Origin of the sequence: Pseudomonas sp. CFBP 8758 (genome assembly GCF_014841725.1) — a bacterium.
Lineage (GTDB): Bacteria > Pseudomonadota > Gammaproteobacteria > Pseudomonadales > Pseudomonadaceae > Aquipseudomonas > Aquipseudomonas baltica.
In genome coordinates, this window is sequence record NZ_JACYUK010000001.1 from 87,760 (window position 1) to 108,670 (window position 20,911).

Sequence of the window (20,911 nt, forward strand, 5' to 3'; positions counted from 1 at the left end):
TCGGAGAACACCATGCACTATCAAGCCCCTGCCCAACTGCAAGCGGCCATTCTCGACTGGGCCGGCACCGTCGTCGATTTCGGCTCTTTCGCGCCCACCCGAATCTTCGTCGAAGCCTTTGCCACGTTCGATATCGAACTGAGCCTGGATGAAGCTCGTGGCCCCATGGGCATGGGCAAGTGGGACCACATTCGCAGCCTGTGCGACCAGCCGCAGATCGCTGCGCGCTTCGAGCAGCGTTTTGCCAGGCCACCGAGCGACGCGGACGTGACGGCCATCTACGAGCGCTTCATGCCGCTGCAGATTGCCAATGTCGGCAAGCACAGCGCGCTCATCCCCGGTGCGCTGCCGGCCATCGAGCACATGCGTCAGGCCGGGCTCAAGATCGGCACCACCTCCGGATACCCTCGGCAGGTCATGGACCACGTCGTGGCACTGGCCGCAGTGGCGGGCTATCAGCCTGATCATGTGGTGGCTGCCGACGATCTGCCAACCGGCCGCCCCGGCCCCGCCCAGGCGTTGGCCAACGTCATCGCCCTGAGCATCGGTGACGTCGCTGCCTGCGTGAAGGTCGACGACACCTTGCCGGGCATTCTCGAAGGCCGCAGCGCAGGGATGTGGACGGTCGGGCTGCGCTTTTCCGGCAATTTTCTCGGCCTGGACCACCCGGCCTTCCAGGCGCTCACGCCCTCCGAGCTCGATCGGCACAGGCTGCGCATCGATGCCCTGTTCGCCCCGGTACAGCCCGATTACCTGGCCGACACCATTGCCGATCTGCCAGCGATCATCGATCGGATCAACGCACGCATGGCTCGTGGTGAAACCCCCGGCAGCCATTGATAGAACCTGTTCGGCCAACCGATACCGCCTTGTCCACTTCACTCAGGATCAAACCATGTTCAAGCCCCTTGCCTTCGCTGCAGTGTTCGCAGGCTTCAGCCTTCACGCCAGTGCCGCCACCGAGCTCACCGTGTACACCGCACTGGAAGCCGAGCAGCTGCAGACCTATGAAAAAGCGTTCGAGAAAGCCAACCCGGATATCGACATCAAATGGGTGAGGGATTCGACCGGCATCATCACGGCCAAACTGCTGGCCGAAAAAGCTCGCCCGCAAGCCGACGCAGTGTGGGGTCTGGCCGCCTCGAGCCTGGCAATCCTCGATCAGCAAGGCATGCTCGAAGCCTATGCCCCCAAGGATCTGCCCAAGATCGGCGCCAAGTACCGCGACCCGGCCAATCCGCCGGCCTGGGTTGGCATGGATGTCTGGGCCGCCACCATCTGCTTCAACACCATCGAAGCCGAGAAGCAGAACCTGCCGCGCCCGGTGAGCTGGCAAGATCTGACCAACCCGGTCTATCACGGCAAGATCGTGATGCCAAACCCTGCCTCGTCCGGTACGGGCTTCCTGGACGTCAGCGCCTGGCTGCAAACCTTTGGCGAGGCACAAGGCTGGACCTACATGGACGCGTTGCACCAGAACATCGGGCAGTACGTCCACTCCGGTTCGAAGCCCTGCAAGATGGCCGCAGCGGGTGAGTTCCCTATCGGCATTTCATTCGAATACCCGGCGGTACAGCTCAAACGCCAGGGTGCGCCACTGGACATCATCCTGCCAAAGGAAGGCCTTGGCTGGGAGATCGAGGCCACTGCCGTGATCAAGGGCACCGCCCATCCCGAGGCCGCCAAGCGCCTGGCTGATTTCTCCGCCAGCGCGGCGGGCATGGAACTGTACAAGCAAAACTTCGCGGTGCTGGCCCAGGAAGGCTTGGCCAAGCCTCCCACCGAGCTGCCTGCCGACTACGAGCAGCGCCTGATCAAGAATGACTTCGCCTGGGCCTCGAAAGAGCGCGACAACATTCTGGCCGAATGGCGCAAACGCTATGACGGCAAATCGGCCAAGCCGTAGGGAGTGGGTTGAAATGAATCGGTATGAAAGTGATTTGCTGGTGGTGGGTGCGGGTATTCTCGGGCTTTCCCACGCCTATGCGGCGGCCAGGCGTGGCTTGAAAGTGCGGGTGTTCGAGCGTTCGGCGAGTCCGATCGGCGCGTCGGTACGCAACTTCGGTCAAGCCCTGGTGACCGGTCAGCCACCGGGCATCATGCTCGACCTGGCCAAAGCCAGCCGCGGTATCTGGGCGAACTGGAGCGCTCGAGCGGGCTTCGAGCTCAAGCGTAACGGCTCGCTGTTGTTCGCCCGTACCGAAGCAGAGGAGAACATGTTAGCCGCCTTCAGTACAGGACGCGCCACGGAGCACGGCTACCGGGTCGAGCTGTTGCGCGGCAAGCCGCTGGACGACTTGTACGGCGGCCGATTCAGCCACCACCGAGCGGCCTTGCACGGCATCGACGACCAGCAGCTCTATTCGCGCGAAGCCGTACCCAAGCTGGTTGACTATCTGCAGCGCGAGCTGGGCGTGGAGTTTCACTTCTCGACGTTGGTCAATGGCGTCGAGCCCGGAAAGCTGCAGAGCACCGCCGGCCCCTTTCGCGGCCAGCAGGTCGTGGTGTGCTCCGGTCACGATTACCTCACGCTGCTCGCCGAACCCATGGCTGCGCTGAAGCCCCAGGTGTGCCGTCTGCAGATGCTCCGCGCTCGACCCGTGTCGAACCTGAACCTGCAGCACTCGGTACTTACCGGTTTGAGTTGCGTTCACTACGGGGCTTTCGCCGATCTGCCCGAAGCGGCTGCCATCCGTCGGGAGATCGAGCGCGACAGTCCGCACCTCGAAACGCACGGCATTCACTTGCTGATCAGTCCGACACCCTACGGTGACCTGATCATCGGCGATTCCCATGAATACGGTGTGGACGCTTCGCCGTTCAATGCCGAGCAGGTCGACCAGTGGATGCTGGAGCTGGCACAGGACACCCTGGGCTGCAACATTCAGGTAATGGAGCGCTGGCAAGGTGTCTATGGTGCCAAGGGGCCCCAGCCGTTTTCCCGCTTGAACATCGCGCCAGGCTTGAGTGCGACGCTGATGCACAGCGGAGTGGGCATGAGCGTCGGACCGGCCCTGGGCGAGCAGGCGGTGGCGGACATGTTTGGGGCGTTCGCCTGATCTGATGCAGGCGTTGGACGGGTTATCGATGCGCTTTCAGGGATTGAACACGCGGCCGGTTCTGTGTACTGTATATGCATACAGTAACTCATGCGAGGTCACATCCCATGCGCCGATTATCCAAACTGTGGACTGCCGTTGGTAGCGCTGTACCCGTGGTCGTTGGCTCGGTGCTGGGCGGGCTGGGCCTGGTTGACTTCAATACCCTGCTGGCTATCGCGCTGGTACCGCAGGTGGTTTTTCTGGTGATTGGCGAGTGGCCCGATTTCCAGCGCACCGGCCACCAGCAGGCGTGGGCGCAAGAGGAGTTCGCGCATCTACCGCGTTATACGGTGCGTCCGGTAGTGCGTCGACACCGGCTGATGGACAGTGCGGCCATGAATGAGGCGCTGGCCGAGTTCGACATCAACCAAGCCAGCCTCGGCCACGCACGCTAGGCCACGACCTTGGGGTAGACACGCCGAGCGAACATCCGGTCGCGGCGGCTCAAGGTATGGTTGATCCCCACTTCCCAGTCGCCCACCGTCTGCTCCTGCAGCACCGAGTAATGCATGATCGACGCGCGATCATAGGCCGTGCCCTTGGCCAGCGCCTTGTCGGTCTTGTCCAGCAGGTTGATGTCGACGGTCTGTTGATCAACGCCCTTGGCGGCGAAGTACGCATACAGCTTGGGGATGTCCCAAGGGATGTTTGCCTTGGGGTGCTGATGCTCGTGCAGCAGCCCCAGCACGTGGCCGAACTCGTGCAACACGGTACGCCCGAACAACGGATCGTCCGGTTTGACGCCCAGGGCCATGGTTGCATCCATTGGGCTGGCCAGCAGCGCATCGGTGCCGACCTGACTGTAGTTGTCGTCGCCGTCGGTATAGATGCGGATATCGGCAAACATGCCGTCGACGAAATCGAACTTCAGGTTGGCCGACCGCAGCCACTGCCGCGCCACTTTCTCGATGGCTGCCTTGTGCGCAATAGGGGTGTCGTTGAAGAAACCAATGGTCAGCGTGCGGCCGGGCGCCCAGAATTTCGAGAACTGGCCCAGGGCGCGCTTTGAGCGTCCGTTCGCCGAGGCACTCAGCGCATTGGTCGGGCGTTCGGCCATGGCGACGCGGCGTGATGCCTCGGCATCCAGTTCAGGAAGGGTCTTGCAGAACAGGGGATTGCACATCATCGATGACTCCTTGAAAAGAGCCACCGATGATGTCGTTCAAACGCCATGCAAAAGCGTAGCTATGTGTTATCGACGCTCGAGAAAGCGACGAATGCGCTGGGCGGCTTCGACACACTCACCCAGCGGTGCGACCAGCGCCATGCGCACGCGTCCGGCGCCTGGGTTGAGCCCATCGACGTCGCGCGACAGGTAGGAGCCGGGCACCACGGTGACGTGCTCCTGCTCGAACAGCTCGCGGCAGAACTGCGCGTCGTCCATGGGCACCTTGGCCCACAGGTAGAAGCTGCCGTCGGGGCGCTTGACGTCCATTACCGGGGTAAGGATATCCAGCACGGCATCGAATTTCTCCCGGTACAGGTCGCGGTTGGCCAGTACGTGGGCTTCGTCTTCCCAGGCGGCGATGCTGGCCAGTTGGGTCTGCACGGGCATCGCACAGCCGTGATAGGTGCGGTACAGCAGGAAGGCCTTGAGAATGTCGGCGTCGCCGGCCACGAAGCCCGAGCGCAAGCCCGGCAGGTTGGAGCGCTTGGACAGGCTGTGGAACACCACGCAACGCTTGAAATCGCTGCGCCCCAGCTCGGCACAGGCGGTCAGCAGGCCGGGCGGTGGCGCGTCTTCGTCGAAGTACAACTCGCTGTAGCACTCGTCCGCAGCGATCACGAAGTCATGCTCGTCGGCCAGGGCGATGAGTTTCTTCAAGGTCGGCATCGGCACCAGGGCACCGGTTGGATTGCCGGGCGAGCACAGGAACAGGATCTGGCAGCGCTGCCAGACCTCGGCCGGTACCGCGTCGAAATCCGGGTTGAAGCCGTTCTGGTCCAGGCAAGGCAGGTAGTGCGGTGTGGTACCGGCGAGCAGGGCGGCGCCTTCGTAGATCTGGTAGAACGGGTTGGGGCTGACCACCAGCCCGTCGACGTCACGCTGTGCAACGGTCTGGGTGAAGGCAAACAGCGCTTCGCGGGTGCCGTTGACCGGCAATACGTGGCGCGCCGGATCCAGCCAGCCCGCCGGGACCTGGAAGCGTCGTTCGCACCACGCGGCGATGGCTTCGCGCAGTGCTGGAATGCCCTGGGTGGTCGGGTAGACCGCCATCTGGTCGAGGTTGTCGGCCAGTGCCTGCTTCACGAAGGCTGGCGAGGCGTGCTTGGGTTCGCCAATGGACAGGGCGATCGGACGTTTGTCCGCAGCGGCCGTGACGCCCGCCAGCAAGGCGCGCAATTTCTCGAAAGGGTAGGGCTGCAGCTGGTTCAACGCGTGGTTCATATCAAATGCTCAAACGGGACAGCTCGACGCCGGGCGCCTGGCTGACACTGAGTTGGTCGATGATGGTGGCCTGCAGCCGACTGCACAGTTGCGGGTCGGACAGGGGCAGATTGTTCGCATCGGTAATGAAGAACACGTCTTCCACGCGTTCACCCAGCGTGGAAACCTTGGCGTTCTGCAACGACAGGTCGAACTCCAGGAAGATCTTGCCGATGCGTGCCAGCAGGCCGGGCCTGTCGGGCGCGCTCAGCTCCAGGATGGTGACCGGACGCTGGGCATCGTTCTGGATGGTGACCTGCGGGGGGAACGCGAAATGCTTGAGCTGACGCGGCACGCGGCGATGAATGATGTTGGGGTAGTCATCGGGGTTGCGCAGCGCATCGCTGAGGCCTTGGCGAATCTGCGCGATGCGGCGCGGGTCGTTGCCGATCGAGCCGCCGTCGTTGTCCAGCACGATGTAGGTATCGAGCGTGAACTGGCTGCTGGAGGTGATGATGCGGGCGTCGTGGATGTTCAGGTTGAGCTGGTCCATGGCCGCCACCGTCACCGCGAAGAAATCGTGCTGGTCGGGCGCGTAGATGAAGATCTGCGTGCCGCCCTCGAAGTCGCGCTGGGTGGTTTCCTTGATCAGCACCAGCGGATCGCCATTGGCGGGCTGCTGCAGGATGGCATCGGTATGCCAGGCCACGTCGCCGGCGTTGTGGCGCAGAAAATAGTCGTCGCCCAGCTGCGACCAGAGCTGCTCGATGTCGTCCTGATCGGTGCCGCCGCGTACCAGTATCTCCAGCGCCGCGCTCTGCGTGCGGCGGATCTGCTCTTCGCGATCCAGCGGGTTCTCCAGGCCGCGACGCAATGCGCGCTTGGTTTCGGTGTACAACTGGCGCAGCAAGCTGGCACGCCAGGAGTTCCACAGGCTGGGATTGGTCGCGTTGATGTCGGCCACGGTGAGCACGTAGAGGTAGTCCAGGTGCACCTCGTCGCCCACCTGCTGGGCGAAGTCATGGATGACCTGCGGGTCGGACAGGTCCTTGCGCTGCGCGGTGGTCGACATCACCAGATGGTTCTGCACCAGCCAGACGATCAGGCGGCTGTCCCAGGCGGGCAACTGGTGGCGCTGGCAGAACTGCGCGGCATCCACTGCGCCGAGCTCGGAATGGTCGCCGTTGCGGCCTTTGCCGATGTCATGGTACAGCCCGGCGAGGTAGATCAGCTCCGGCTTGGGCAGGCGCTCCATGACCTTGCTGGCCAGCGGGAATTTCTCCGAAACCTGGGTGTACTGCAGCTTGCGCAGGTGCTTGATCAGGTTGAGCGTGTGCGCATCCACTGTATAGATGTGGAACAGGTCGTGTTGCATCTGGCCGATGATATCGCCGAACTCGGGCAGGTAGCGGCCCAGGATGCCGTAGCGATTCATGCGGCGCAGGTTGCGGTGAATCCCGACTTCGCACTTGAACAGCTCGATGAACAGGCTGGTGTTGCGGATATCGTTGCGGAAGCTGTCGTCGATCAGGTGGCGATGCTCGCGCAGCAGGCGGATGGTGTCCGCGCGCACGCCCTTGATCTCCGGGTTCTGCGCCATCAGCACGAAGATTTCCAGCATGGCGAACGGTGTGCGCTTGAAGACCTGGGTGTGGGTGGCCTCGATGTAGCCATCGTGCAGCTGGAAGCGCGAATTGATCGGCACCGTGGAGCCGGCTTCGGGGTCGCCGAGAATCACTTCCTCGAAATGCTGGATGATCAGGTCGCTGAGTTCGGCGATGCTCATCACCACGCGGTAGTACTTCTGCATGAACCGCTCGATGGCCAGTTTCGCATCGCTGTCCTTGTAGCCCAGCAAGCCGGCGATGGAGCGTTGGTGATCGAACAGCAGGCGATCTTCCGCACGCCCGGCAAGCATGTGCAGGGCGTAGCGCACTTTCCAGAGGAATTCCTGGGAAGAGGCCAGCAGGTTGTTCTCGCTCTCTACCAGGAAGCCTTCCCCGGCCAGTGCGTGCAGGTTCAGCGTGCCGAACTGGCGGCGCGCCACCCACAGCAGGGTCTGGATGTCGCGCAGGCCACCGGGCGAGCCCTTGACGTTGGGTTCCAGGTTGTACTCGGTGTCGTTGTACTTGTGGTGGCGGGCGTTCTGCTCGGCGCGCTTGGCCAGGAAGAACTCGCGGCTGGGCCACATCCGCTCGGTGCTGGTGACCTCGAGCATGCGCTTGCGCAGCCGTTCCGGGCCGGCGATGGTGCGGCTTTCCATCAGGTTGGTGATGACCGTGATGTCGGCGCGCGCCTGCTCGGCGCATTCATCTATGGAGCGCACGCTCTGGCCCACTTCCAGGCCGATGTCCCACAGCAGCGTGAGAAAGCGCTCGATCGAATCGCGGAACACCTCGTAGTCGGCGCTCTCGAGCAGGATCATCAGGTCGATGTCGGAGTAGGGGTGCAGTTCGCCGCGACCGTAGCCGCCCACGGCGACCAGGGCGATGTCGGCATCCTCGTCCCAGTCGAACTGGCTCCACGCCCGCTCCAGGATATTGTCGACGAACCAGGCACGGTCTTCGATCAGCCGGCGAATGTCACGGCCGTTGCGAAAACGCTCGTCGAGCACATCGTGTGCCTGGCGAATCGCCTTCTTGAAGGCTGCGATAGGGCTGGCCTTGAGCGCCAGTTCGGCCTGGAACTGGCCGCGATCGAACAACTCCGGATCCACCTGCGGCATGTCGTATTCCTGAAGAGATTAGTGGCCTGAACGGGTTGCCCGCACGCGTGGCTTCACGCCGAGACGCGGGGAATGGTGTCGTCGCTGCGCAAGGTGAAGATTTCGTAGCCGCTGGCGGTCACCACCAGGGTGTGCTCCCACTGCGCGGACAGCTTGCGGTCCTTGGTAATGGCCGTCCAGCCATCGCCCAGCACCTTGGTGTCGGCCTTGCCCTGGTTGATCATCGGCTCGATGGTGAAGGTCATGCCTTCCTTGAGCTCCATGCCAGTGCCGGCACGCCCGTAGTGCAGCACCTGCGGTTCTTCGTGAAACACCTTGCCGATGCCGTGGCCGCAGAATTCGCGTACCACGGAAAAACCGTTCTTCTCGGCGTGCTTCTGGATGACTTCGCCGATGTCGCCCAGGCGGCATCCGGGCTTGACCAGCTCGATGGCCTTGTACAGGCATTCCTGGGTCACCTGCGACAGGCGCTCGGCCCACACCGGCACGCTGCCGACGTGGAACATGCGGCTGGTGTCGCCGTGGTAGCCGTCCTTGATCACGGTGACGTCGATGTTCAGCACGTCGCCATTCTTCAGCGGCTTGTCATTGGGAATGCCGTGGCAGACCACATGGTTGATCGAGGTGCAGATCGACTTGGGGTAACCCTTGTAGTTGAGCGGGGCAGGGATGGCCTGTTGCTCGTTGACGATGTAGTCATGGCACAGGCGGTCGAGCTCTTCGGTAGTGACACCGGGCTTGACGTGAGGCGCGATCATCTCCAGCACATCGGCCGCCAGGCGGCCGGCAATTCGCATCTTCTCGATGTCTTCGGGGGTCTTGATGGTAACGGTCATTCGGGGCTCTCTGAGCGCTTGCGCGCGTTCGCAGGCTGGAAATCGAGGCGATTCTACCAGAGCCGCCGCGGACTGCCGCGCGGCGCTGGCGGCGCCTCTATATAAGAGGTGATGGCGTGCATTGTCGCGCGAATCAGGCAGCGGCGCAAAAGCCGTTGTGCATCGACGCTATTTCAGGTTTCTATATCGGGGCGGCTATGGTATAAAATGCGCCGCTTTCCGGGGATGCCCTGGAAGCAACCAAACCCACACACGTGTCGACACGATGACCTGGGTGCCGGAGGTTATGCCGCCGGTTGGTCATTGGGATACGTGGAGGCTTAACCCGACTTATCAAGGAACTATCATGTCCCAAGTCAACATGCGCGATATGCTGAAGGCCGGTGTGCACTTCGGTCACCAAACCCGTTACTGGAATCCGAAAATGGGTAAGTACATTTTCGGCGCGCGTAACAAGATCCACATCATCAACCTCGAAAAAACCCTGCCGATGTTCAACGAAGCACTGACCTTCGTAGAGCGCCTGGCCCAGGGCAAGAACAAGATCCTGTTCGTCGGCACCAAGCGTTCCGCCGGCAAGATCGTGGCCGAGGAAGCAGCACGTTGCGGCTCGCCGTACGTCGACCATCGCTGGTTGGGCGGCATGCTGACCAACTTCAAGACCATCCGCGCTTCGATCAAGCGTCTGCGTGACCTGGAAACCCAGGCCGAAGATGGCACGTTCACCAAGCTGACCAAGAAAGAAGCGCTGATGCGCACCCGTGATCTGGAAAAACTGGATCGCAGCCTGGGTGGTATCAAGGACATGGGCGGCCTGCCTGACGCACTGTTCGTCATCGACGTCGACCACGAGCGCATCGCGATCACCGAAGCCAACAAGCTGGGTATCCCGGTCATCGGCGTCGTCGACACCAACAGCAGCCCTGAAGGCGTCGACTACATCATCCCAGGCAACGATGACGCCATTCGCGCCATCCAGCTGTACATGGGTTCGATGGCCGACGCGGTCATCCGTGGTCGCAACCACGTGGCTGGCGGTACTGAAGAATACGTTCAGGACGCACCTGCCGCAGCGGTAGAAGGCTGAGTCTAGACGCCCAGCGTTTACTCGGTACGCAAAAAGGGGGCTAGGCCCCCTTTTTGCCACCTCGAGAACCATTGCCGGCATCGTCATCGCTCCAATTGTAAAGAGCCGCTGGCAAGGTCAAGAATTGAGCGCCCGTTAACGGGTGGAATGGTTAGACACCTATCCAAGAGGAATTTGAAATGGCAGAGATTACTGCAGCGTTGGTCAAAGAACTGCGCGAGCGTACCGGCGAAGGCATGATGGATTGCAAAAAGGCCTTGACCAAGGCCGGCGGCGACATCGAAAAAGCCATCGACGACATGCGTGCTTCCGGCGCCATCAAGGCCGCCAAGAAAGCAGGCAACGTTGCTGCCGAAGGCGCCATCGCCGTCAAGGTTGCTGCCGACAACAAGTCCGCAGTCATCCTGGAAGTCAACTCGCAGACCGACTTCCTGGCTCTGCAGGACGACTTCAAGAACTTCGTCGCCGCCAGCGTGGAAAAGGCTTTCGCCGACCAGCTGACCGACGCCGCTCCACTGATCGCCGCTCAAGAGCCAGCGCGTGAAGCCCTGGTCGGCAAGGTTGGCGAAAACGTCAACATCCGCCGCCTGGTGCGTGTGGAAGGCGACGTTGTCGATGCCTACCTGCACGGCAACAAGATCGGTGTCATCGTTGCCCTGAACGGCGGCAACGCCGAACTGGCTCGCGACATCGCCATGCACGTTGCAGCCAGCAACCCGGAATTCCTGCTGCCATCGCAGGTTTCGGCCGAGGCCATCGAGCGCGAGAAGGGCGTCTTCATGAGCCTCAACGAAGACAAGATCAAGGGCAAGCCAGCCGAGATCGTCGAGAAGATGGTTGCCGGTCGCATCAGCAAGTTCCTTGCCGAAGCCAGCCTGGTCGAGCAGGCGTTCGTCAAGAACCCTGAAGTCAAGGTCGGTGACCTGGCCAAGAAAGCCGGTGCCGAAATCGTTTCGTTCACCTACTTCAAGGTAGGCGAAGGCATCGAGAAGCCTGTCGACAACTTCGCTGACGAAGTTGCCGCACAAGTGGCCGCTGCCAGCAAGCAATAAGACGGATTCGTCCTGTTGCCCCAAAGAGGCTGCCCGCTTACGCGCGCAGCCTCTTTTTCAAAGTTGGCACCCGGATTTAGCCGCTTACAAGGCGCAGGTCCGGTGGTACTGTCGCAGTGCCGCAAGCTAGAGTTAGGCGCGCCGTACACCGGCCCGTCCAGAATTTATTAAACGCCGCAGGAGAGACACGCAATGGCTCAGCAGGTGAGTGGTCGTCAACCTCGCTATAAACGCATTTTGCTCAAACTTAGCGGCGAGGCCCTGATGGGGTCCGAAGATTTCGGGATCGACCCGAAAGTGCTGGACCGCATGGCCCTCGAAGTGGGCCAGTTGGTAGGCATCGGCGTCCAGGTGGGTCTGGTCATCGGCGGTGGCAATCTGTTCCGCGGTGCCGCCCTGAGCGCAGCCGGCATGGACCGTGTCACCGGCGACCACATGGGCATGCTGGCGACCGTGATGAACGCCCTGGCCATGCGCGATGCGCTGGAACGCTCCAACATCGCCGCCATCGTCATGTCGGCCATCTCGATGGTCGGCGTGACCGATCATTACGATCGCCGCAAGGGTATTCGTCACCTCAATTCCGGCGATGTGGTAATTTTCGCCGCCGGCACCGGCAACCCGTTCTTCACCACCGACTCCGCAGCCTGCCTGCGCGCCATCGAGATCGATGCCGACGTGGTGCTCAAGGCGACCAAGGTCGACGGTGTCTACACGGCCGATCCGTTCAAGGATCCCCATGCTGAGAAATTCGACCGCCTGACGTACGATGAAGTACTGGATCGCAAGCTGGGCGTGATGGACCTGACCGCCATCTGCCTGTGCCGCGATCACAAGATGCCGTTGCGGGTATTCAACATGAACAAGCCTGGCGCTCTGCTGAACATCGTAGTGGGCGGCGCCGAAGGAACTCTGATCGAGGAAGGCGAAGTATGATCAACGAAATCAAGAAAGATGCGCAGGCGCGCATGCAGAAATCCCTGGAGTCGCTGCAGCACGCGTTCGGTCGTATCCGTACCGGCAAGGCGCACCCCAGCATTCTGGAAGGCGTTCAGGTCCCTTACTACGGTGCCGACACCCCTATCAACCAGGTCGCCAGCATCAGCGTGAAAGATTCGCGCACCCTGCAGGTTGTCGCGTTCGAGCGCAACATGCTCGGCGCGGTCGACAAGGCCATCGGTGCCGCCGGTCTCAACCTCAACCCGACCAACCTGGGCGAGCTGCTGCTGATCTCCATGCCTGCGCTGACCGAAGAAACCCGCAAGGGCTTCACCAAGCAGGCGCGTGACGCTGCCGAAGACGCCCGCGTGGCCGTGCGCAACATTCGCCGTGACGCACTGAGCCAGTACAAGGATCTGGTCAAGGAAAAGGAAATCAGCGAAGACGAAGAACGTCGCGCCGCCGATGACATCCAGAAGTTGACCGACAAGTTCGTCGCGGACATCGAAACGGCCGTGAAGCAGAAAGAAGCGGACCTGATGGCCGTTTAAGGAATTAGTCCGTCTCATGGAAAAGACCAAGTTGGCTGTACCTTCCACGGTACCGCGGCATGTTGCGATCATCATGGATGGCAACAATCGCTGGGCCAAGAAACGTTTGCTGCCCGGTGTCGCTGGGCACAAGGCCGGTGTGGATGCTGTGCGCGCGGTCATCGAGGTGTGTGCCGAGGCCAAGGTCGAGGTACTGACCTTGTTCGCCTTTTCCAGCGAGAACTGGCAGCGCCCGGCCGACGAGGTCGGGGCATTGATGGAGCTGTTCTTCAGTGCACTGCGCCGCGAGGCACGGCGGTTGAACGACAACCGCATCAGCCTGCGGATCATCGGTGATCGCTCGCGGTTCCACCCCGACCTGCAGGCCGCCATGCGCGAAGCCGAAGCGGCCACCGCCGGTAACGACCGCTTTGTGCTGCAAATCGCCGCCAACTACGGTGGCCAGTGGGACATTGCCCAGGCGGCGCAGCGTCTTGCCCGGGAAGTCCAGGCCGGTCACCTCAAGCCGGAGGAGATCACTCCCGATCTGCTGCAGACCTGCCTGGCCACCGGTGACCTGCCTTTGCCGGATCTGTGCATCCGAACCGGCGGCGAGCATCGCATCAGCAACTTCCTGCTGTGGCAACTGGCCTACGCCGAGCTGTATTTTTCCGACCTGTTCTGGCCGGATTTCAAACACGAGGCCATGCGCACGGCGCTGGCCGATTTCGCTTCGCGCCAGCGCAGGTTCGGTAAAACGAGCGAGCAGGTCGAAGCCGGAGCCCGTGCTTAATGCTTAAACAACGCATCATCACTGCGCTGATCCTCCTGCCGATTGCCCTGTGCGGCTTCTTCCTGCTCGAAGGCGCAGGGTTCGCCCTGTTCATCGGCCTGGTGGTTACCTTGGGCGCGTGGGAGTGGGCGCGGCTGGCCGGGTTCGAAAAACAGTCGGCGCGCATTGCCTTCGCCGCTGTGGTAGCGGGTCTGTTGTTCTTCCTCTACCTGACGCCGGGCCTGGCGCCGTTCGTGCTCGGCGCGGCGGTGCTGTGGTGGTGCCTGGCCACGTTCCTGGTGCTGACCTACCCGCGCACCAGCGAACATTGGGCCAGCCTTGCCTGCAAGCTGCTCATTGGCCTGCTGATCCTGCTGCCGGCCTGGCAAGGGCTGGTGCTGCTCAAGGGCTGGCCGCTGGGCAACTGGCTGATCATGACCGTCATGGTGCTGGTATGGGGTGCCGACATCGGCGCCTACTTCACCGGCAAGGCCCTGGGCAAGCGCAAGCTGGCGCCCCAGGTCAGCCCCGGTAAGAGCTGGGAAGGTTTCTACGGCGGGCTGGTGACCAGCCTGCTGATCACCCTGGCGATCGGCCTGGTGCGCGACTGGGGAATCGGCCAGATGCTCGCGGGCCTGATCGGCGCGGCGATCGTGGTGGCCCTCTCGGTCGTCGGTGACCTGACCGAAAGCATGTTCAAGCGTCGCTCCGGCATCAAGGACAGCAGCAATCTGTTGCCGGGCCATGGCGGTGTGCTCGATCGCATCGACAGTCTGACCGCGGCGGTACCGGTGTTTGCCGTGCTGCTGTGGGCTGCCGGCTGGGGCGTGATGTGAGCGGCGTGCAGCGCATTACCGTGCTGGGCGCGACCGGCTCCATCGGCCTGAGCACACTCGACGTCATCGCCCGGCATCCGGACCGCTACAGCGCATTTGCCCTGAGCGGCTTCTCGCGCATGGACGAGCTGTTGGCACTGTGCCTTGTGCATCGCCCGGTGTTTGCCGTGGTGCCCAGTCAGGAACGTGCCAGCGCCTTGCAGCAGGCATTGCGCCAGGCCGGCTCGCGCACCGAAGTGCTGGTGGGTGAAGAAGGGCTGTGCCAGGTGGCCGCTGCGCCGGAAGTGGATGCGGTGATGGCGGCCATCGTCGGCGCAGCCGGGCTGCGCCCGACCTTGGCCGCGGTCCATGCCGGCAAGAAAGTGCTGCTCGCCAACAAGGAAGCGCTGGTCATGTCCGGGGCACTGTTCATGCAGGCCGTACGCGACAGCGGGGCCGTGGTGCTGCCTATCGACAGCGAACACAACGCGATTTTCCAGTGCATGCCCGGTGATTTCGAGCGCGGCCTGGGCAATGTCGGCGTGCGGCGCATCTTGCTGACTGCATCGGGTGGTCCGTTTCGGCAGACACCGCTGGAAGAATTGGAACAGGTCACGCCGGAGCAGGCGTGCGCTCATCCCAACTGGTCGATGGGGCGCAAGATTTCCGTCGACTCGGCCAGCATGATGAACAAGGGCCTGGAGCTGATCGAGGCGTGCTGGCTGTTCGACGCGCGACCCGCGCAGATCGAAGTGGTCGTGCATCCGCAGAGCGTGATCCATTCCCTGGTCGACTATGTCGACGGCTCGGTGCTGGCTCAGCTGGGCAACCCTGATATGCGCACGCCGATCGCCCATGCCATGGCCTGGCCGCAGCGTGTCGATTCGGGTGTGGCACCCCTGGACCTGTTCGCCATTGCGCGGCTCGATTTCGAAGCGCCCGATGAACAACGCTTTCCTTGCCTGCGCCTGGCTCGGCAGGCCGCGGAGGCGGGCGACAGCGCCCCGGCCATGCTCAACGCGGCGAACGAAATCGCGGTAGCGGCGTTCCTCGAGCGTCGCATACGCTACCCGCAGATCCCGCGTATGATCGAGGACGTCCTCAATCGGGAACCGGTGGTGGCGCTGGATACGCTCGACACGGTCTTCGCCGCGGATGCTCGCGCGCGGGACCTGGCCCAGCAATGGTTGAACCAGCACGGGTGCTGACCCCTGCATGGCCGTAGTTCGGAGAGAGTTATGAGTGCGCTCTACATGATTATCGGCACCCTGGTGGCATTGGGTGTGCTGGTTACCTTTCACGAGTTCGGCCATTTCTGGGTCGCACGGCGTTGTGGCGTCAAGGTGCTGCGTTTTTCCGTGGGCTTCGGCACGCCCCTGTTGCGCTGGCATGACCGCCAGGGCACCGAGTTCGTGGTGGCGGCGATTCCGCTGGGTGGCTACGTCAAGATGCTCGACGAGCGCGAGGGCGACGTGCCGGCCGATCAGGTCGAGCAGTCGTTCAATCGCAAGAGTGTGCGTCAGCGCATCGCCATCGTCGCCGCCGGGCCTGCGGCCAACTTTCTGCTCGCCCTGGTGTTCTTCTGGCTGCTGGCGATGCTCGGCACCCAGCAGCTCAAGCCGGTGGTCGGTTCGGTCGAGCCGGGCAGCATCGCGGCAACCGCCGGTCTGATGGCAGGTGAGGAAATCGTTGCGGTGGATGGCGAAAGCACCGCCGGTTGGGCTGCGGTGAACCTGCAAATGGTACGGCGCCTGGGCGAAACCGGTGCCTTGCAGTTGACCGTGCGCGAACCTGGCTCCAGCAATGAAGCCACTCGCTCGCTGGCCCTTAACCAGTGGTTGCAAGGTTCCGACGAGCCTGATCCGATTCGCTCGCTGGGCATTCGGCCGTGGCGTCCGGCGCTGGCGCCGATACTCGCCGAGCTTGATCCCAACGGCCCGGCGCAGGCCGCCGGTTTGCGTACCGGGGACCGTCTGCTGGCGCTGGACGGCCAGCCCCTGGGCGATTGGCAGCAGGTCGTGGACCTGGTCCGCGAGCGTCCCGACAGCCGAATCGTGCTGCGCGTGGAGCGCGACAACGCGCCACTGGATGTCCCGGTCAACCTGGTTTCCAAAGGTGAAGGCAAGGCCGCCGGGTACCTCGGCGCCGGGGTGAAACCGGTCGAGTGGCCACCGCAGATGCTGCGCAAAGTCAGCTACGGACCGCTCGATGCCGTGGTCGAGGGCGCCAGGCGTACCTGGACCATGAGCGTGCTGACCCTTGATTCCCTGAAGAAAATGCTGTTCGGCGAGCTCTCGGTAAAAAACTTGAGTGGACCGATAACCATTGCTAAAGTGGCGGGCGCTTCGGCCCAGTCGGGTTTTGGGGATTTCCTGAATTTCCTCGCCTACCTGAGCATAAGCCTCGGAGTTCTCAATTTGCTGCCCATTCCAGTACTGGATGGGGGGCATCTGTTGTTCTACCTGATCGAGTGGGTGCGTGGTCGCCCAGTCTCCGATCGGGTACAGGGTTGGGGAATCCAGATCGGCATCAGTCTGGTGGTTGGGGTCATGCTGCTTGCCCTGATAAACGATCTGGGTCGACTGTAACGCTTCGCTCGTTTGCGAACCTGCCGCTTCTGCGGCAGTTTGTTTATTGCCAGTTGGAATAAGAAAGGACTTCATGAAACGTCTGCTGCTAACTGCGGTTCTTGCCGTACTGATGATCGCTGAAGTTCACGCCGCGTCCTTCACCATCTCCGATATCCGTGTCAACGGGCTGCAGCGGGTTTCCGCCGGCAGCGTGTTTGGCGCGTTGCCGTTGAACGTAGGTGACCAGGCCGACGACGGTCGCCTGGTGGAATCGACCCGTGCACTCTTTAAAACCGGGTTCTTCCAGGATATCCAGCTGGGCCGGGACGGTAACGTCCTGGTGATCACCGTGGTCGAACGACCCTCGGTGGCCAGTATCGACATCGAAGGCAACAAGGCCATCTCCACCGAAGACCTGATGAAGGGCCTCAAGCAGTCCGGCCTGGCCGAAGGCGAGATCTTCCAGCGTGCCACCCTCGAAGGCGTGCGCAACGAACTGCAGCGCCAGTACGTGGCTCAGGGTCGCTATTCGGCGTCGGTCGACACCGAAGTGGTCACCCAGCCGCGCAACCGCGTGGCCCTGAAGATCAACATCAACGAAGGTACGGTTGCGGCCATCCAGCACATCAACGTGGTGGGCAACTCGGTATTCCCCGAAGAAGACCTGACGGACCTGTTCGAACTCAAGACGTCCAACTGGCTGTCGTTCTTCCGCAACGATGACAAGTACGCACGGGAAAAGCTGTCCGGTGACCTGGAGCGTCTGCGTTCCTACTACCTGGACCGCGGTTACATCAACATGGACATCGCGTCCACCCAGGTGTCGATCACCCCGGACAAGAAGCACGTCTACATCACCGTCAACGTCAACGAAGGCGAAAAGTACACGGTTCGCGACGTCAAGCTCAGCGGCGACTTGAAGGTGCCCGAAGATCAGGTCCAGCAGCTGATGCTGGTGAAGAAGGGCCAGGTGTTCTCGCGCAAGGTCATGACCTCCACGTCCGAGCTGATCACCCGCCGCCTGGGTAACGACGGCTACACCTTTGCCAACGTCAACGGCGTGCCTCAGCCGCACGACGAGGACCACACGGTCGATATCACCTTCGTGGTCGATCCGGGCAAGCGTGCCTACGTCAACCGCATCAACTTCCGCGGCAACACCAAGTCGGAAGACGAAGTGCTGCGTCGCGAAATGCGCCAGATGGAAGGCGGCTGGGCGTCGACCTACCTGATCGATCAATCCAAGACCCGCCTCGAGCGCCTTGGCTTCTTCAAGGAAGTGAACGTCGAGACGCCGGCCGTGCCAGGCACCGACGACCAGGTCGACGTCAACTACGCCGTGGAAGAGCAAGCCTCCGGTTCGATCACCGCCAGCGTTGGCTTCGCCCAGAGCGCCGGCCTGATCCTCGGTGGTTCGATCAGCCAGAACAACTTCCTGGGTACCGGTAACCGTGTGTCCATCGGCCTGACCCGCAGTGAATACCAGAGCCGTTACAACTTCAGCTACACCGATCCGTACTACACGCCGGACGGCGTCAGCCTGGGCTACAACGCGTTCTACCGCACCACCGACTACGACGACCTCGACGTCGACGTGGCCAGCTACGCCGTGGACAGCCTCGGCGCCGGCATGAACTTCGGCTACCCGATCAGCGAGACCTCGCGCCTGACCTTCGGCTTGAGCGTTCAGCAGGACGAAATCAAGACGGGTAACTACACCGTCGAGGAGATCTTCGATTTCACCGAGAAGGAAGGCGACAAGTTCCTCAACTTCAAGGCATCGGCCGGCTGGTCGTCGTCCACTTTGAACAAGGGCGTACTGCCAACCCGCGGTGCTTCGCAAAGCTTGACCGGTGAAGTGACCATTCCTGGCAGCGACCTGTCGTTCTTCAAGATCGACTACCGCAACCAGGCGTTCGTGCCGATCACCGAAAACTACACCATGCGCTTCCACACCGAACTGGGCTACGGCGATGGCTACGGTTCCACCGACGGCCTGCCGTTCTACGAGAACTACTATGCCGGTGGCTTCAACTCGGTCCGTGGTTTCAAGGACAGCACGTTGGGCCCGCGCAGTACCCCGAGTCAGCGTAACGACGCGCGCGGCACGCTCGAAGACCCGGATCAGGACCCCCTGGCCTTCGGCGGCAACGTACAGATCACCGGTGGTGCCGAAATCCTCTTCCCGCTGCCGTTCGTCAAGGATCAGCGCTCGCTGCGAACCTCGCTGTTCGTCGACGTGGGTAACGTGTTCGACACCAACTGCAATGACAGCAAGACGTCGACAGGCGAAACGGTGCGTTGCAACGACATCGACATTGCCAACATGGCCGTCTCCGCCGGCTTGGGTGTGACCTGGATCACCGCCCTCGGCCCACTGAGCTTCAGCCTGGCGATGCCGGTCAAGAAGCCTGACAATGCCGAAACCCAGGTCTTCCAATTCTCTCTGGGCCAGACCTTCTAAGGTCTGCTCCTTGGCAACAACAACGGATTTTGTAGGAGTTTATTGTGCGCAAGTTGACTCAAATGGTTGTTCTGGCCGCGACCCTCGCCGCCTCGTTGGGTGCCACTCCGGCTTTCGCCGACATGAAAATCGCCGTTCTGAACTATCAGATGGCCTTGCTCGAGTCCGACGCCGCGAAGAAATACGCGGTCGACGCGGAGAAGAAATTCGGCCCGCAGCTGAGCAAGCTGAAAACCCTGGAAAGCAGCGCCAAGAGCATTCAGGACCGTCTGGTTGCCGGTGGCGACAAGATGGCCCAGCCCGAGCGCGAGCGTCTGGAGCTTGAATTCAAGCAGAAAGCCCGCGACTTCCAGTTCCAGTCCAAGGAACTGAACGAAGCCAAGGCCGTTGCCGACCGCGAAATGCTCAAGCAACTCAAGCCCAAGCTCGACGGCGCCGTTGAAGAAGTCATCAAGAAGGGCGCCTTCGACCTGGTTCTGGAGCGCGGTGCGGTGATTGATGTCAAGCCTCAGTTCGACATCACGCGCCAGGTCATCGAGCGCATGAATCAGTCGCGCTGATATGACAGCGACCATGAAGCTCGGCCAATTGGCCGAGTTCCTGGGGGCCACGGTCAGTGGCGACCCGGAGAAGATCATCACTGGGCTGGCCACCTTGCAGGAGGCCGGCCCAGCTCAGCTGAGCTTTCTGGCCAACCCGCAGTACCGCAAGTTCCTCCCCGACAGCCATGCCGGCGCCGTACTGCTCAAGGCCGCCGATGCCGAAGGCTTTCAAGGCGATGCATTGATCGTTCCCGATCCCTACCTTGCCTATGCGCGGATCTCCCACCTGTTCGATCCCAAGCCCCGCGCCAGCGCCGGTGTTCATCCGACGGCCGTCATTGCAGACGACGCACAGGTCGATGCCGCCGCCAGTGTCGGGCCGTTTGCCGTGATCGAAAGCGGTGCCAGGATCGCTGCCGGGGTGACCGTCGGCGCGCATTGCTTCATCGGTGCGCGCTGCGAGATCGGTGAAGGTGGCTGGTTGGCGCCGCGCGTGACCCTCTATCACGACGTGCGCATCGGCAAGCGCGTGGTCATACAGTCCGGTGCGGTGCTGGGTGGCGAGGGCTTTGGTTTCGCCAACGAGAAGGGCGTCTGGCAGAAGATCGCCCAGATCGGCGGGGTCAGCATCGGTGACGACTGCGAGATTGGCGTGAACACTGCCGTGGACCGCGGCGCGTTGGCCGATACCCTGATCGGCAACGGTGTGAAGCTTGACAACCAGATCCAGATTGCCCACAACGTGCAGATTGGCGACAACACCGCCATGGCCGCCTGTGTCGGCATTTCGGGAAGCAGCAAGATCGGCAAGAATTGCATGCTCGCAGGCGGTGTAGGCCTGGTCGGGCACATCGAGATCTGCGATGGGGTATTCATCACCGGCATGACCATGGTGACCCATTCGATCACCGAACCCGGTGCCTATTCCTCGGGTACGGCGATGCAGCCAGCGGCCGAGTGGCGCAAGAGCGCCGCGCGACTGCGGCAGTTGGACGACATGGCGCGCCGCCTCAAGCAGGTGGAAAAGCGTGTCGAGGCAGTGACCCAAGGCGGTAAAGCGTCATCTGATGGCTGATACCCTTTCCATATCAAGTGTGCCCAGCCGCTAGA

The 20,911-nt window shown here is 62.1% G+C and carries 19 protein-coding genes; 15 read left to right on the top strand and 4 right to left on the bottom strand.

Translation table 11 applies throughout. The features are described 5' to 3' along the window. Positions 1–12 precede the first annotated feature (12 nt). The 4 genes from phnX to IFT75_RS00420 all read left to right on the top strand — a co-directional run bounded on the left by phnX (position 13) and on the right by IFT75_RS00420 (position 3,496). Positions 13–840 carry a phosphonoacetaldehyde hydrolase gene (phnX, locus tag IFT75_RS00405; RefSeq protein ID WP_192052784.1) on the top strand — a complete coding sequence of 276 codons (828 nt, stop codon included), beginning with the start codon at positions 13–15 and terminating at the stop codon, positions 838–840. A gap of 55 nt (positions 841–895) precedes the next feature. Further along, entirely contained in the window at positions 896–1,906 is a 1,011-nt protein-coding gene (locus IFT75_RS00410) for a putative 2-aminoethylphosphonate ABC transporter substrate-binding protein (protein WP_192052786.1), read from the top strand. 13 nt (positions 1,907–1,919) lie between these two features. Then, complete coding sequence (locus tag IFT75_RS00415; protein WP_192052788.1) at positions 1,920–3,059, top strand: TIGR03364 family FAD-dependent oxidoreductase; 1,140 nt, start codon at positions 1,920–1,922, stop codon at positions 3,057–3,059. Positions 3,060–3,166: 107 nt separating this feature from the next. Then, positions 3,167–3,496, top strand: a complete 330-nt coding sequence (locus tag IFT75_RS00420; protein WP_192052790.1) for a hypothetical protein — start codon at positions 3,167–3,169, stop codon at positions 3,494–3,496. Here the strand turns inward: IFT75_RS00420 and IFT75_RS00425 are convergent. From IFT75_RS00425 to map, 4 genes are all read right to left on the bottom strand, one after another. Beyond that, a complete protein-coding gene (locus tag IFT75_RS00425) occupies positions 3,493–4,227 on the bottom strand; it encodes a M12 family metallopeptidase (RefSeq protein ID WP_192052792.1) in 735 nt (244 codons plus the stop codon). The genes IFT75_RS00420 and IFT75_RS00425 overlap by 4 nt on opposite strands. 66 nt (positions 4,228–4,293) lie before the next feature. Further along, positions 4,294–5,490 (bottom strand): succinyldiaminopimelate transaminase, encoded by a 1,197-nt coding sequence (gene dapC / locus IFT75_RS00430; RefSeq protein WP_185794261.1) that lies wholly within the window; start codon positions 5,488–5,490, stop codon positions 4,294–4,296. 1 nt (position 5,491) lies between these two features. Then, positions 5,492–8,194, bottom strand: a complete 2,703-nt coding sequence (locus tag IFT75_RS00435; RefSeq protein WP_122476591.1) for a [protein-PII] uridylyltransferase — start codon at positions 8,192–8,194, stop codon at positions 5,492–5,494. A gap of 53 nt (positions 8,195–8,247) precedes the next feature. Beyond that, complete coding sequence (gene map, locus IFT75_RS00440; protein ID WP_122476589.1) at positions 8,248–9,030, bottom strand: type I methionyl aminopeptidase; 783 nt, start codon at positions 9,028–9,030, stop codon at positions 8,248–8,250. A 346-nt stretch (positions 9,031–9,376) separates the two neighbouring features. Between map and rpsB the strand changes: the two genes are divergently transcribed. The 11 genes from rpsB to lpxD all read left to right on the top strand — a co-directional run bounded on the left by rpsB (position 9,377) and on the right by lpxD (position 20,876). Next, the gene (gene rpsB / locus IFT75_RS00445) at positions 9,377–10,117 is read left to right on the top strand and encodes a 30S ribosomal protein S2 (protein ID WP_049862289.1); all 741 of its coding nucleotides are present in this window, start codon (positions 9,377–9,379) and stop codon (positions 10,115–10,117) included. A gap of 179 nt (positions 10,118–10,296) precedes the next feature. Then, the gene (gene tsf / locus IFT75_RS00450; RefSeq protein ID WP_122476588.1) at positions 10,297–11,169 is read left to right on the top strand and encodes a translation elongation factor Ts; all 873 of its coding nucleotides are present in this window, start codon (positions 10,297–10,299) and stop codon (positions 11,167–11,169) included. Between the two features lie 192 nt (positions 11,170–11,361). Further along, complete coding sequence (gene pyrH / locus IFT75_RS00455; RefSeq protein ID WP_049862287.1) at positions 11,362–12,105, top strand: UMP kinase; 744 nt, start codon at positions 11,362–11,364, stop codon at positions 12,103–12,105. After that, on the top strand, positions 12,102–12,659 hold the full coding sequence (gene frr / locus IFT75_RS00460) for a ribosome recycling factor (RefSeq protein WP_122476572.1): 558 nt from the start codon (positions 12,102–12,104) through the stop codon (positions 12,657–12,659). The genes pyrH and frr overlap by 4 nt, the downstream gene beginning before the upstream one ends. Positions 12,660–12,675: 16 nt before the next feature. After that, positions 12,676–13,431, top strand: coding sequence for a polyprenyl diphosphate synthase (uppS, locus tag IFT75_RS00465; protein WP_122476571.1), 756 nt, complete (start codon positions 12,676–12,678; stop codon positions 13,429–13,431). After that, on the top strand, positions 13,431–14,246 hold the full coding sequence (locus IFT75_RS00470) for a phosphatidate cytidylyltransferase (RefSeq protein ID WP_192052794.1): 816 nt from the start codon (positions 13,431–13,433) through the stop codon (positions 14,244–14,246). The genes uppS and IFT75_RS00470 overlap by 1 nt, the downstream gene beginning before the upstream one ends. Further along, on the top strand, positions 14,243–15,433 hold the full coding sequence (gene ispC / locus IFT75_RS00475) for a 1-deoxy-D-xylulose-5-phosphate reductoisomerase (protein ID WP_185794263.1): 1,191 nt from the start codon (positions 14,243–14,245) through the stop codon (positions 15,431–15,433). Before IFT75_RS00470 ends, ispC begins: the two co-directional genes overlap by 4 nt. A 30-nt stretch (positions 15,434–15,463) precedes the next feature. Then, positions 15,464–16,813 carry a sigma E protease regulator RseP gene (gene rseP / locus IFT75_RS00480; RefSeq protein ID WP_192052796.1) on the top strand — a complete coding sequence of 450 codons (1,350 nt, stop codon included), beginning with the start codon at positions 15,464–15,466 and terminating at the stop codon, positions 16,811–16,813. A gap of 73 nt (positions 16,814–16,886) precedes the next feature. Further along, positions 16,887–19,259, top strand: coding sequence for an outer membrane protein assembly factor BamA (gene bamA, locus IFT75_RS00485; RefSeq protein WP_185794264.1), 2,373 nt, complete (start codon positions 16,887–16,889; stop codon positions 19,257–19,259). A gap of 44 nt (positions 19,260–19,303) precedes the next feature. Further along, on the top strand, positions 19,304–19,819 hold the full coding sequence (locus tag IFT75_RS00490) for an OmpH family outer membrane protein (protein ID WP_049862282.1): 516 nt from the start codon (positions 19,304–19,306) through the stop codon (positions 19,817–19,819). 1 nt (position 19,820) lies between these two features. After that, the gene (gene lpxD / locus IFT75_RS00495; protein WP_122476563.1) at positions 19,821–20,876 is read left to right on the top strand and encodes a UDP-3-O-(3-hydroxymyristoyl)glucosamine N-acyltransferase; all 1,056 of its coding nucleotides are present in this window, start codon (positions 19,821–19,823) and stop codon (positions 20,874–20,876) included. Positions 20,877–20,911 lie beyond the last annotated feature (35 nt).